13 protein-coding genes are annotated in these 13,010 nt (G+C 56.7%); 5 read left to right on the plus strand and 8 right to left on the minus strand.

Annotated features, from left to right (window positions below; all coding sequences use genetic code 11):
- The first annotated feature begins 139 nt into the window (after positions 1 to 139).
- Together ACEWZM_RS06380 and ACEWZM_RS06385 are read left to right on the plus strand one after the other, a co-directional pair.
- Positions 140 to 919 (plus strand): MlaA family lipoprotein, encoded by a 780-nt coding sequence (locus ACEWZM_RS06380; protein WP_414005638.1) that lies wholly within the window; start codon positions 140 to 142, stop codon positions 917 to 919.
- Positions 909 to 1,517 (plus strand): MlaC/ttg2D family ABC transporter substrate-binding protein, encoded by a 609-nt coding sequence (locus ACEWZM_RS06385; RefSeq protein WP_414005639.1) that lies wholly within the window; start codon positions 909 to 911, stop codon positions 1,515 to 1,517. The genes ACEWZM_RS06380 and ACEWZM_RS06385 overlap by 11 nt, the downstream gene beginning before the upstream one ends.
- Positions 1,518 to 1,578: 61 nt before the next feature.
- On the opposite strand, the gene ACEWZM_RS06390 is transcribed toward ACEWZM_RS06385, so the two are convergent.
- Together ACEWZM_RS06390 and ACEWZM_RS06395 are read right to left on the minus strand one after the other, a co-directional pair.
- Positions 1,579 to 2,010, minus strand: coding sequence for a GNAT family N-acetyltransferase (locus ACEWZM_RS06390; protein ID WP_414005640.1), 432 nt, complete (start codon positions 2,008 to 2,010; stop codon positions 1,579 to 1,581).
- A gap of 63 nt (positions 2,011 to 2,073) precedes the next feature.
- Positions 2,074 to 4,326: a transglycosylase domain-containing protein gene (locus ACEWZM_RS06395; RefSeq protein ID WP_414005641.1), complete on the minus strand. Its 2,253-nt coding sequence runs from the start codon at positions 4,324 to 4,326 to the stop codon at positions 2,074 to 2,076.
- A 271-nt stretch (positions 4,327 to 4,597) separates the two neighbouring features.
- Between ACEWZM_RS06395 and ACEWZM_RS06400 the strand changes: the two genes are divergently transcribed.
- Both ACEWZM_RS06400 and ACEWZM_RS06405 read left to right on the plus strand, forming a co-directional pair.
- Complete coding sequence (locus tag ACEWZM_RS06400) at positions 4,598 to 4,936, plus strand: P-II family nitrogen regulator (protein WP_414005642.1); 339 nt, start codon at positions 4,598 to 4,600, stop codon at positions 4,934 to 4,936.
- Positions 4,937 to 4,963: 27 nt separating this feature from the next.
- Positions 4,964 to 6,295 carry an ammonium transporter gene (locus ACEWZM_RS06405; RefSeq protein WP_414005643.1) on the plus strand — a complete coding sequence of 444 codons (1,332 nt, stop codon included), beginning with the start codon at positions 4,964 to 4,966 and terminating at the stop codon, positions 6,293 to 6,295.
- 183 nt (positions 6,296 to 6,478) lie between these two features.
- Here the strand turns inward: ACEWZM_RS06405 and ACEWZM_RS06410 are convergent, their stop codons facing one another.
- The 6 genes from ACEWZM_RS06410 to ACEWZM_RS06435 all read right to left on the minus strand — a co-directional run bounded on the left by ACEWZM_RS06410 (position 6,479) and on the right by ACEWZM_RS06435 (position 11,599).
- The gene (locus ACEWZM_RS06410; RefSeq protein WP_414005644.1) at positions 6,479 to 7,663 is read right to left on the minus strand and encodes an amino acid aminotransferase; all 1,185 of its coding nucleotides are present in this window, start codon (positions 7,661 to 7,663) and stop codon (positions 6,479 to 6,481) included.
- A complete protein-coding gene (sseA, locus tag ACEWZM_RS06415; protein WP_414005645.1) occupies positions 7,663 to 8,514 on the minus strand; it encodes a 3-mercaptopyruvate sulfurtransferase in 852 nt (283 codons plus the stop codon). Before sseA ends, ACEWZM_RS06410 begins: the two co-directional genes overlap by 1 nt.
- 142 nt (positions 8,515 to 8,656) lie before the next feature.
- Positions 8,657 to 9,220 (minus strand): hypothetical protein, encoded by a 564-nt coding sequence (locus ACEWZM_RS06420; RefSeq protein ID WP_414005646.1) that lies wholly within the window; start codon positions 9,218 to 9,220, stop codon positions 8,657 to 8,659.
- 197 nt (positions 9,221 to 9,417) lie between these two features.
- The gene (smpB, locus tag ACEWZM_RS06425) at positions 9,418 to 9,894 is read right to left on the minus strand and encodes an SsrA-binding protein SmpB (RefSeq protein WP_414005647.1); all 477 of its coding nucleotides are present in this window, start codon (positions 9,892 to 9,894) and stop codon (positions 9,418 to 9,420) included.
- A gap of 93 nt (positions 9,895 to 9,987) precedes the next feature.
- Complete coding sequence (locus tag ACEWZM_RS06430; protein ID WP_414007977.1) at positions 9,988 to 10,854, minus strand: DMT family transporter; 867 nt, start codon at positions 10,852 to 10,854, stop codon at positions 9,988 to 9,990.
- Positions 10,855 to 11,044: 190 nt separating this feature from the next.
- A complete protein-coding gene (locus ACEWZM_RS06435) occupies positions 11,045 to 11,599 on the minus strand; it encodes a helix-turn-helix domain-containing protein (protein ID WP_414005648.1) in 555 nt (184 codons plus the stop codon).
- 137 nt (positions 11,600 to 11,736) lie between these two features.
- Here ACEWZM_RS06435 and ACEWZM_RS06440 point away from each other — a divergent pair, with 137 nt between their 5' ends.
- Positions 11,737 to 12,969, plus strand: a complete 1,233-nt coding sequence (locus ACEWZM_RS06440; RefSeq protein ID WP_414005649.1) for a benzoate/H(+) symporter BenE family transporter — start codon at positions 11,737 to 11,739, stop codon at positions 12,967 to 12,969.
- Positions 12,970 to 13,010: the final 41 nt, after the last annotated feature.

Consider the following 13,010-nt stretch of genomic DNA (forward strand, 5'->3'; position numbering starts at 1 on the left):
GCGCGCAGAAAAGCAGTCCATACCTGTTCCAAATCTGCCACAACAGTGTAAACAATCCCGGTCTCTGACTAGGCAGACCTTAGAAACTTTATAAGTGGGTTCAAATACGCCCACGAAGACAGATCGGATACCCAAGCGAATGACTTTCCCGCTGCGACCTTTTTTACTATTGGCCCTGGTAACTGTTACGTCGGCACTGGCGGGTTGCGCAACCCAAGATAGTGTGTCTCGCGCTTCAGGAGAGGTGTTTGATCCCTACGAGAACACCAACCGTTCGATCCACAACTTCAACCGTGGTGTAGACCGTTTCGCGTTTCGCCCGGCTGCCAAAGGCTACGTCGCGATTGTTCCCCCGGATATGGTGACTAGTTTCAATAACTTTGCCGAAAACCTGTCGATGCCGGGCCAAGCCGTGAATGCACTACTGCAAGGCAATCTTAAGGAATCCGGCATCGCGATGTCGCGCTTTGTGGTCAACACGATCTTTGGTATTGGCGGCCTGGGTGATCCCGCGTCTGATTTCAACATGCCGCGTGTGGACACCAATTTTGGTGAAACACTGCATGTCTGGGGCGTCGGCGAAGGTGCCTATGTCGAGTTGCCATTCTTTGGTCCGTCCACTGCCCGCGACGGCACCGGAATTCTGGTTGATTTCTTCACCAATCCAATCGGCTACGCTCGGCATAATCCAGCCGACAACATCAGCATCTACGCCGAGGTGGTGCGCCGTCTTGGCAATCGTGGCACATATTCCGATACGGTCGACTCGATTTTGTATGAAAGCGCAGACAGCTATGCTCAAGCACGGCTGATCTACCTACAGAATCGCCGTTTTGAGTTGGGCGGCGATCAAAGTGAATATGAAGGGGTCTATGGCGATCCCTATTCAGATCCGTATGAGGACATCTATGCCGAGTGATTTTCTGACCCGCCGCAATTTTCTGGCCACTGGCTTGGCCTTTGCAGGTCTTGCCGCTGTGCCGGGCAAACTGCTTGCACTGACTGAATCCGGCGCCCGCAACCTTGTTGGCAGTGTTGTCAACGATATCAACAAGGTGATCGGATCGGGCAAGTCCGAAAGCGCGATGATACGCGACTTCGAGAATATCTTTGTGCGCTATGCGGATGTGAACATCATGGCTCGCTATGCGCTAGGTGTTGATGCCCGCCGCGCCTCCAAGGCACAGCTGAAGGCGTTTTCTGGTGCGTTCCAAGGGTATATCGCCCGTAAATACGGCAAGCGGTTCCGCGAATTCATTGGCGGTTCGGTCGAGGTTAAGTCCGCCCGCAAGATCAAGGCCGGATATGAGATCAAATCACTGGCCAAATTGAAAGGTAAGGCACCATTTGAGGTTACCTTCCTAGTGTCGGATAAATCCGGTCGTGACAAGTTCTACAATATGTTCATCGAAGGCGTGAATCTGCTGTTGACCGAGCGCACCGAGATCGGCGCAATCCTTGACCGCAACAAGGGTGATATCAACAAGCTAACCGCCGAGTTGAAGCGATTGAGCTGATCCCGCTCGATCTGAGCAAATCTGAGAATACGAACAGAAGGGGGCCGCTGGCCCCCTTTTCTCATGTTGGTGGTGATACCCGGCAGCGCTTACGCACCGCTTCGGTATCAGTCTTGTAGATCTGAAACCCCATCGCGCCGTAGTATTTTTGGGCAGAGGGATTGCTTAGGGCGATTGTTGCTTCGATCCAAGTCAAACCAGCATCCTGCGCCGCCCGGAGCGAATGTTGAAACAACGCTGCACCAATGCCCAGCCGCCCCATACCCAAGCTTACATAGGTTCCTATGATGCCCCAACCTGGCTCCACGTTATACTGATTACCCGGCGTAGCCAGCCTGAGCGACTGGAACCCAAGGATCCCTACGCCCGGTTTTTCGCAAACCGCACAGTCGATCCGGTCAGGGTGGCTGATATAATAGTCCAGCACATGTGATGGATCGCCTGGTCGTGTACTTTGCCAGCTGTTCAGCACTTCCACCAGAATGGCGCTCATCTCATGCTCATCGCCCGGCTGGGATGATCTTGTCACTAGTTTTGCAGCAGTGGCCATACGTCGTCAGTTCCCAAAGATGTCACGCAACAGCCCGTCAACCGCACGGCCCAGCTCCTGGCCCACGTTTGGTTGTTGACGGCGCTGAGGTTGTGGTTGCGGCGGTGGAGCGATGGGTTTCGGGGCGATCATCGGCAACGGTTTCGGCGGTAGCCCGTCATGCACCCGGACCATGACCTCGCGCCAGATATCAGCGGGCAAGCCCCCTCCGGTCACACCCGACAGGGGCGTATTGTCGTCATAACCCATCCACACGCCAGCCACGTAATCGGCGGTGAAGCCAACGAACCAGGCATCGCGGGCAGCTTGTGTGGTGCCAGTTTTACCGGCCGCCTGCCAACCGGGAATTTGTGCGCGGCGGCCGCTGCCCTGTGATACCACCTGTTCCATCATCCAGATCAATTCGCGTGCCGCTTTGGTCTGGATCACCCGTTCACCAAGACCACCGCTCGCGCCCATCAACGGATTATTATCGCCAATCAAGGTCAGCTCGGTAACGCCATAAGGGGTCACCGATGAGCCGCCGTTCAAGATACCCGCATATGCACCTGTCATATCAATGAGCGTACTTTCAGAGGCGCCCAGAGCCAATGCAGGGCCTGCGGCCAACTCACTGTCGAGCCCAAAGTCGCCGGCCACGCGGCGGACCAGATCGCGGCCTACGGCTTCGGAAATTTTGACAGCCGGAATATTCAGCGAGTCGCGCAGTGCCCGCGCCATGGTTACTTCGCCATAGAATTTCCGGGTGTAGTTCTTGGGGCACCACTGACCGGAGCCCGGGACATCAAGGCAGTATTGCGCGTCTAACACTCTATCCAGTGGCGAATACCCCAGCTCAAGTGCTGTTGCATAGACGAAAGGCTTGAATGCCGATCCGGTCTGGCGCTTGGCCTGTGTAGCGCGGTTGAACACGCCAGAAACACGCGACTTACGTCCCCCCACCATAGCTCGCACCGCGCCGTCGGCACTCATCACCACAATCGCGGCCTGCGCCTTGGACCCTTTGCGCACCTTGGTGTCAAAAACATGATTTAACGCCTCTTCTGCGGCCCGCTGCAAACGCTGATCAATGGTTGTACGGATCACCACATCTTCTGTTGTCTCGCTGCCAAAGAAATCCGGTATCGTATCCATCACCCAATCGGCAAAGTACCCACCTGCGCGGGCAGCTGCCGCCTGGCTCAATACCGCAGGAGAATTCTGCGCTGATTGCGTCTCGCCTGCAGTCAGATAGCCCTGTTCCTGCATCAAACGCAGCACCGTGGCGGCGCGATCCTGCGAGCGTTGTAGATTATTTGTAGGGGACAGCGTCGAGGGAGCAGTCAAAAGCCCCGCCAACATTGCGGCTTCAGCCGCGTCAACTTGGTTGGCGGATTTGCCAAAATAGCGCTGCGCCGCGGCCTCTGCACCATATGCGCCACCACCAAGATAGGCACGGTTCATATAGATCGAGAGGATTTCGCCCTTGGTGTATTTTGTCTCCATCGCCATCGCAAAGATGGCTTCCTTGGCTTTCCGCCAGAGAGACCCCTGACGGCAGTCACGTTCATAGGCGCGCTCGCTCTCCCATTCGGTTGGATCATAAACCACGCCAAGGCAAAGCAGCTTTGCGGTCTGCTGGGTGATTGTCGACCCCCCATGGCCAGAGAGCGGCCCCCGCCCCTCGCGCAGATTGATACGCACCGCACTGGCGACACCACGTGGCGACACGCCAAAGTGGCGGTAGAAGCGCTTATCCTCGGTCGCGACGATCGCGTTCTTGAGGTAAGGCGACACCGTTTCGCTAGTGACCACTCCGCCAAATTGATCCCCGCGCCAGGCAAACACCTCGCCATTGCGATCCGTCAGGGTAACAGACCCTCGTGCACGCCCATCCAGCAGCTCGGCAACTTCGGGAAGCTTTGTATAGTGATACCCCACCGCCAACGCCACCAAGGCGGTTGAGATAAGACCGATGCGCCAGGTAAATCCCCAAGCCAGCCGGAACGCCCAGCGGAATGGTGCCAGTATCAGCGCCAAGATTTTGCCAAAGAGGGTCTTGGGCTTTTGCGGTTTGCGCGGGCCGCTCCCGCCAGCGCCTTTTCGGCTGGTCTTGCGGTTACGTTTGAACAGGCTAAGGAAGCCCGGTCTGCGCGTTTTGGTTCCTGCTTTTGGTCGTGGCTTCGCCTTGCGCGCCGCAGGTTTACCCTGCGCCCCACGCCCTGCTGCCGCATAGCGCTTGTCTGCGACCAGAGGTCGGCGCCGCGTTCCTTGTGCCATATTCCAAATCCTGCCCGGTTTGCCCGTTTTGTACACACTACCGTGTCTGCTTCGGTTTGTTGAGGGGCAGTTTGTCAGCAATTCCCCTCTGCAGGCTGGCTGTTTTTTAGGCGCATCGGCAAAAGACTGCCTCTTTTTTCACCTTAGCGCTATGCCACCCCCCCGAAAATGCCGCGTTAACGTTCCACCGACTCGGTTCAACGGATTTTCTGCAGCTGCAAACAGTTCAAGCGCAGCCATCACGCGCAGTCACCATGGCAGGGGTTCAGGGATGAAGATGATCATAGCAACCATCAAACCGTTCAAACTGGAGGAGGTCCGCGAGGCGCTGACCTCCATCGGTGTGTCCGGTTTGATGGTCACAGAAATCAAGGGGTTTGGCGCTCAATCCGGCCATACCGAGATCTATCGCGGTGCGGAATACGAAGTGAACTTCGTACCCAAAGTACGCCTGGATCTAGTGGTGCCTTCGGAGCTGGCCGACCAGGCCGTCGACACCATTACCCAGACTGCACGGACCGGCAAAATCGGTGACGGAAAGATCTTTGTTCTCGACGTGTCGCAAGCAGTTCGCGTGCGTACCGGCGAAACCAATCACGACGCGCTGTGAAAACGCGCCAAGGAAGGAAATTAAGTTATGCGTAAATCAACCCTCGCCCTTGCGGCCGTAACGGCGCTGGCCCTGCCCGGCCTCGCCGCCGCGCAGGAGGCCGCACCTGCCGGGGCCGCTGCCACCGACACTGTGTTTATCCTCAACTCTTTGCTGTTCCTGGTCGGCGGTTTTCTGGTGTTCTGGATGGCGGCAGGTTTCGCCATGTTGGAAGCTGGTCTGGTGCGTTCCAAAAACGTGACCATGCAGCTGACCAAGAACGTCGCATTGTTCTCCCTGGCGGCGATCTTTTACTATCTAATCGGCTACAACCTGATGTACCCGCTGGGCACTTGGTCTGTAGAAGGCGTATTGTCCGGTGTCTGGGGCCCTGGTGTTCTGGAAGCGGTCGGCGTTACGTCGGATGCGGCTGATGACTATTCCTATGCCTCGACTGGCTCGGATTTCTTCTTCCAGCTGATGTTCTGTGCCACCACTGCGTCGATTGTGTCCGGCACATTGGCAGAGCGCGTGAAGCTATGGCCGTTCCTTGCCTTTACTATTGTTCTGACCGCAGTGATCTACCCGCTGCAGGCCAGCTGGAAATGGGGCGGTGGCTTCCTCGACGAAATGGGTTTCCTGGATTTCGCCGGCTCGACAGTTGTGCACTCTGTAGGTGGTTGGGCGGCCTTGACCGGTGCGCTGATCCTCGGCCCGCGCCTTGGCAAGTATAAGGGCAACAAAACCGTACCGATGCCCGGTTCCAATCTGGCGCTGGCGACCTTGGGTACTTTTATCCTGTGGCTCGGTTGGTTCGGCTTTAACGGTGGTTCGCAGCTGGCAATGGGCACGGTAGGCGATGTGGCAGATGTCAGCCGGATCTTTGCCAATACCAATGCTGCCGCCGCGGGTGGTGCCATTGCTGCGCTGGTCTTGACGCAGCTGCTGTTCAAGAAGCCCGACCTCACTATGATCCTGAACGGCGCACTGGCCGGCCTCGTGTCGATCACTGCTGAACCACTGACACCAACCCTAGGCATGGCGACCGTGATCGGTGCGATCGGTGGTATCATCGTGGTGTTCGTTGTTCCATTGCTGGACAAGATGAAGATTGACGATGTGGTTGGAGCAATTCCTGTGCACCTGGTTGCGGGCATCTGGGGCACCATCGCGGTTGTGCTAACCAATCCCGACGCAAGTCTCATAACTCAGCTGACCGGTATTGTGGTTGTCGCCCTGTTTGTTGTGATCAGCTCTGCAGTGGTCTGGCTGATCCTGCGCGCTGTCACTGGCATCCGTGTGACCGAAGATGATGAGGTGAACGGACTGGATATGGCGGAAATGGGTATGGAAGCCTACCCCGAGTTCTCCCCTAGCTAAGCCTTAAAACTAACATCGCGACGCGCGGCCCTGTAACAGGGGCCGCGTTTTTCGTTTGAGCCTTTGTAGTGGTGATTTGGGAAAACGCCTAAAACCATCACCCAAGACATCTACGAAAAGTCCTAGAAGACAAAAACGCGCCCGGATCAGAGGCGCGTTTTCATCTATTGTGAGGACTTTGTCTCAGACACCGGCGTCGATAATCGCCTTAGCAAGGATTGGCACGGTTTTCTCGTTCAAGCCGGCGATGTTCATGCGGCTGTCGCCAACCATGTAAATGCCACTGTCAGCACGCATTTTTTCGACCATCTCAGGCGAAGTGCCAAGCAGTGAGAACATGCCACGATGCTGCGCCAAAAAGCTGAAGCGGTCAGAGCCGGTCAGGCGTTGCAACTCGCTCGCCAAACCTTCGCGAAGTTTCAGCATACCCAGTCGGGTCTCTTCCAGCTCTGCCGCCCAATCCGCACGCAGCGCATCGTCGTTCAAGATCATCGTAACCAGACGCGCGCCGTGGTCTGGCGGGAAAGAATAGTTCTGACGGTTCAGAAAGGCGAGTGTGCCCTGGTTCAGCGCCTGCGCGCCGGTATCCTGCGACACAGCCATCAACAGGCCCGCACGCTCGCGGTAGATGCCAAAATTCTTGGAGCAGCTGGCTGCAATCAGACACTCAGGCGTGTTTGCGGCGACGTAGCGCACGCCCTGCGCATCCTCTTCCAGACCATCACCGAAGCCCTGATAGGCGATGTCGATCATCGGGATAAGGCCACGCTCGTTCAGCAGGGCAACCACTTCATGCCACTGTACCATATTGAGGTTGGCACCGGTGGGATTGTGGCAGCAACCATGCAACAGCACCACATCGCCCTTCTTGGCGGTTTTCAGATCCTCGATCATACCGTCGAAGTTTACACCGCAGGTCTCGCGATCAAAATACCGGTAGGCGACGGTATCGATGCCCAGATACTTCAAGATCGAAATATGGTTTGGCCATGTTGGATCAGAAACAAAGACCCGCGCACCCGGGTTGGCCATCTGGATCAACTCAAATGCCTGACGCACCGCGCCGGTACCACCGGGGGTCGCTGCTGCGGCAACGTTACCGCGCTCGACACTATCGGCGAGGATCAGATTGATCATCGCGTCGGAATAGCCGGGATCCCCTGCGAGACCGACATAGGATTTGGATGTCTGCTCTTCCCACAGTTTATGCTCCGCCGCCTTAATCGCGCGCATGACCGGGGTCACCCCTTCGGCGTTCTTATAGACGCCAACGCCAAGGTCGATTTTGTTATCGCGCGGGTCATCGCGATACATCTGCATCAACGCTAGGATTTTATCCGCAGGCTGGGGTTTCAGGGTTTCGAACATCAAGTCTCTCCGGTTGCGACGGGTAGGGTCGGGAAGGCGCCCCACTCTGTCCAGGAGCCATCATAGAGCGAGTGATCGGTCTTGCCGATCCGCTCCATGGCCAGGCTGAGAACAGCAGCGGTGACACCGGACCCGCAGGTGGTGATAGCGGGTTTACTGAGATCAACGCCCGCGTTGTAAAGGGCGGCGCGGAGTTCATCAGGCGATTTCATCGTCTGATCACCGTTCAGCAGATAGGTATAGGGCAGATTCTTGGAGCCCGGAATATGGCCGGAACGGAGGCCTTCGCGAGGCTCTGGCACGTTGCCTTGGAAACGTTCAGCCGCACGGGCATCGATAATCTCGTGATCGCCGAGCTTGGCCGCGGAGGATACCTGCGTCACATCACGCAGCAGGTGGTTCTGCACCCGCACTGTCATGTGGCGGTCGCGGATCACCGGCGGCAGATCTTCAACCGGGTTGCCCTCGGATTGCCATTTCGGCAAGCCACCGTCCAAAACCGCGATATTCGTCTGGCCCATCAGCCGGAAAAGCCACCAAACCCGCGCTGCAGAGCGCAGTCCCATCCCATCATAGACCACAACCTGATGACCGTCACCGACGCCCATTGCCCGCAGCCGCGACATGAATTTCTCGACCGGGGGAACCATATGCGGCAGATCGGAGCGGTTATCGGCGATATCGTCGATGTCAAAGAAGCGGGCACCGGGAATATGAACATTGTCATATTCCGCTTTAGGATCGCGCCCTTCGTGCGGCATGTACCAAGAGGCATCAAGGATCCGCAGGTCGGGATCTTTCAGATGCGCGGCCAGCCAGTCTGTCGACACAAGCGTTTTAGGATCGTCCAACGTTTCCGTCTCCCCTCATATGTGCTGAGGCATCCGTACATCCGACCGGACAGAGTCGCAAGGGAAGCTGGGCGCTCAGCGCAATAATCTGTCTCGTACGACGGCGGCCAGGGGTAGCGGGCACTAGGGCGGAGCCGGTTTGTCAGCCGACAACACGCAACCCGGATCGCAACCGCGCATTTTGAAGCGTCTGTTGCGGCCTCTGTTGTTCGACTTTGCCGACCGGGAAGCGATGCGCGAAGGCCAGCGCCGCTCGGATCACATGTGGTTCCATCCAGCCACCTGTCAGATCTGCCACAGCATCGCGCGCCGCAGGGGTTTCATCGCGGCGCATGTGGTGCAGCATCCGCAAAAAGGCGGATTCATCTGCTGTCACGCTTGCGCGTGTCTCAAGGTTCAGAGCGTCATGGACCTGGTAGAGATCTCCGCGGATATCGTACAGGCAGCGGACCACCTTAAACAACGCATGTGCCACAGCCAATCCGTAGGTGTCACCCCAGCGTTCCGACGCGCTGCGATAGGCAAGCTGCCAGGCCTGGCTTTCCGGATGCAACAAGCAGGTCATGAAATGGCGCAGCTGTGGAAGCAAAGTTACTTCAAAGGCATCCAATCCCAGATCCGCAAAGCTTGCTTCCCCATGGAGCACAGCCTCTGCAGTTTGCGGAAACTGTTCAGATTTCAAGGGATCAGAGTACGCCTCAGTCATCGGGTGTCATCCTATTACAGTCGGAGAAGCATGGACTGCCGGGCTTGACTGAGGGATGAGTCGGCTGGGTGCGCGCTATCTGACTTATTTAGTCAGGTAATACAATGCAGTAAAAACATGGCTGAAAGTACATGTGCCGACTGACGCATCACTGGCCGCGATCGGTCATTCACTGTCGTTATCCAGATGTGCCGACGTTAGCTGTGATCTTTCAGCAGGCGCTGTTTCTGCCGTGACCAATCCCGCTTGGCCTCGGTCTCGCGCTTGTCGTGGTTCTTCTTACCCTTGGCGACGCCGATCTTCATCTTCGCCAGCCCGCGGTGATTGAAGTACATCACAAGCGGAACTAGGGTCATCCCTTTCCGCTGGGTTGCGTTCCACAACACAGAAAGTTCCTTGCGCGAAACCAGCAGTTTCCGCCGACGGCGTTCTTCGTGCTTGAACATTTTCGCTTGTTCATAGGGCGCGATATAGGAATTCACCAACCACAACTCACCGTCTTCGACAGTGGCGTAGCTCTCAGCGATGTTGGTACCGCCCACGCGCAGCGATTTGACCTCGGACCCTTCCAAGAGAATTCCGCATTCCAGATCGTCTTCAATCGCGTAATCAAACCGCGCACGGCGGTTTTCCGCGATAACTTTGTAGTTCGGGTCTGATTTTTGCTTGGCCATGGGTCGCAGATGTAAGGTGCCAGAGGCAGAGGTGCAAGATGATGATGCAGGCGCGATGCAGAAGGAGGCTTCGGCCCGCAACCTGGGTCGGATCTAGGTCTCAGCCCCGCGACGGTTGCTACGTAACAAGGTAAAGCCGCCACTGACCACAATGACGGCACTCCCGATCAGGGTCCACAGATCCGGACGTTCGTGGAACACGACAACACCCAACACCATGGCGAAGATCAACCGCGTGTAGCGAAACGGGGCGACCACGGAAATTTCACCTGTTCGCATGGCACCGGTTAGGGCCTGATAGGCCACCACCCCTACAAGCGTTGCGGCCCCCAAGCTCACACTTGTCGCGACATCCGGCATTACCATCTGGTCTCCAAAAGGCAGCGCAATCAGCCCGGCAGCCACCAGCATGGCAAATCCTACGAGCCCCAATTGGGTATTGGAGAGGCCCGAAGGCGCGGCGCGGGTGGCAAGATCCCGCCCGGCAAACCCCAATGTGCCCGCAACCGCAAAGAGCGAGGCCAGTTCAAACCCGTTCGCGCCCGGGCGCAGGATCATCAAGACCCCGATAAATCCAGCAGCAATCGCAAGCCAACGACGCAATCCGACATGTTCGTTGAAGAACACCACAGCACCAGCCGATACCACCAGGGGTGTTGCCTGTAGTATTGCTGATGCGGACGACAGCGGGGTCAGCGCAATCGCCAACGTAAAACACAATCGCCCCGCCACCTCCGAGATTGAACGCACCACCAGCGCGCGCGTGTAGTACACCGGGCTCCACAGTCGCTGCCCTTGCGCACGCGCCATGACAGCAAAAATCGCCATGCCGCCCACCCCGAACAGGATCAGAATTTGCCCAACCGGCAGGCTTTGAGCTGCAGATTTGATGAACATATCTTCCAAAGCAAAAGCTGCCATGGCCAACACCATCAAGAGACTGCCGCGCAGGGTATCCATGGTCATACTTTCCCCGAAATGGCTCAGCGGCGAGATACGATGCAAAAATTGCAGTTCCGATATGCCTTGGCGCGAGCCCTAAAAGTCATTGAAATCAATAGATGCAAAACATTAGGTCCTATGCCCTGGCGACACAAGCCATGCGACTGCGGCCAATTGAACCGCCAACCACCACCGCATCAGATGGAAGTCAGATCTGGCTCGCTACACTGCGGTAATGATGCATGTTCAAAAATGCCGCTCCGCTGTCACCGCTGCGATAACCATGTGGCTGATCCGCCGAAAACCGCAGCCCTTGACCGGTCTTCAGAGGCACCCATTCTCCGTCGCGCAGCACCTCCATAGCCCCCTCCAGCACAAACACCTCCTCGATGACACCACTGTCGTGCGGCTGCGATTGGTGGCATTGCCCTGGCCGTAGACTGACGTGAAAGGTCTCTGCTCCCAACATAGGATCGAAGGGAAATACCATTTTGACAGCAATCGATCCCGGGAACTGGACTGAGCAGAAGCTGCTGCCGCTGACACCACCTGCCTGTGACGCCTGTCCGATCAGCGCGGTCAATGGTAGGTGAAACCCTTTTGCGATTTTCCATAAGGTGGCAATTGTCGGGCTTGATTCGCCTCGTTCGATCTGACCCAGCATTGCTTTGCTGACGCCTGTGACCTCGGCTGCACTGGTCAAACTAAGTCCGGCAGCAGTGCGAATTTCCCGCAAATTCAACGTAATGCTCTCGTTGCTCATGGTGATTTTCTGCCCGCCACTGCTGTCTGTCCTTTGCCCACATAAAGGTCTTGTGCGTTATAGCGCACAACGGATATCGTGCGCTATAACGCACGCACCAAAACTCGTACCCGATCCATCTTGATAGGAAAACCCTTATGCTCAAAGACCTGAAGCTCTCTCACATCGTTTCTGGCGCGGTCGCAGTCTTGGTTGGCTATACAGGATCAGTGGCAATCATCTTTCAGGCGATTGAAGCCGTGGGCGCCAGCCAGACCCAAGCCAGCAGCTGGATGCTGGCATTGGGGTTAGGCATGGGCATCACTTGCCTGATTCTGTCCCTGCGCTTCAGGATGCCAATATTGACTGCCTGGTCTACACCCGGAGCAGCCCTATTGGCGGTCAGCCTCAACGGGGTACCGTTAGAACAGGCCATTGGAGCCTTTGTCTTTTGCGGGCTTTTACTGACCCTAACTGGGGTGTCGGGCTGGTTTGGAGTTCTGTCGCGGTTAATCCCGGACAATCTGGCAAATGCCATGCTGGCCGGTATCCTATTTCAGTTCGGCCTCTCCGCTTTCACCTTTTTGCAGACCGATACAGCACTGGTGGCGGTTATGGGACTGACTTTTCTGCTCGGGCGACGTTTGCTGCCGCGTTATACCATTCCTGCGGTTCTCGCAGTCGGCACCATATGGTGTGCCGCTACCGGGGCTTTTGGCGATATTGGCAATTTGGATCTGACACTGGCGCGACCTGCATTCATCATGCCTGCCTTTTCACTACAGGTGCTAATCGGCATTGGGTTGCCGCTCTATGTGGTCACCATGTCTTCGCAAACTATGCCCGGCGTCGTGGCGCTGCGAGCCGCCGGCTATCAGCCACCGATCTCTGCCAGCCTGACGGTGACGGGTGTTGCTACGCTATTGCTTGCACCATTTGGTGGCTATTCTTTCAACCTCGCGGCCATCACCGCGGCCATCTGCGCCGGTCCCGAAGCCGATGAAAATCCAGATACGCGCTATATAGCCGGCGTCATGACAGGGATCGTCTATATTTTGGTTGGTCTTGGCGGCGCTACAGTGATCAGCCTGTTCCTGATCGCGCCCAAAGCGCTGATTGCAACGATAGCAGGACTTGCGCTGATGACCACCATCGGCAATAGCTTGGCCGCTGCCCTATCGGACACTAAAGGCCGTGAGGCTGCGCTGATCACTTTTATGACCACTGTCTCGGGTATCAGCTTTTGGGGTCTCGGCGCTCCCTTCTGGGCGCTGGTACTGGGATTGGCGGTGAATCACCTGCTCAGAACACCGAACCAACACTTAGTGCATAAGAAGGAACAGGACAGTGGAGCCAACCTGCCCAGCCGTAGCCTGCCAAACATCGCATAAATTCAAAGAAACCGCCTGATAATTACCGAAGACCGTCCCGA

The organism is Phaeobacter cretensis (assembly GCF_047372505.1).
GTDB lineage: Bacteria > Pseudomonadota > Alphaproteobacteria > Rhodobacterales > Rhodobacteraceae > Phaeobacter > Phaeobacter cretensis.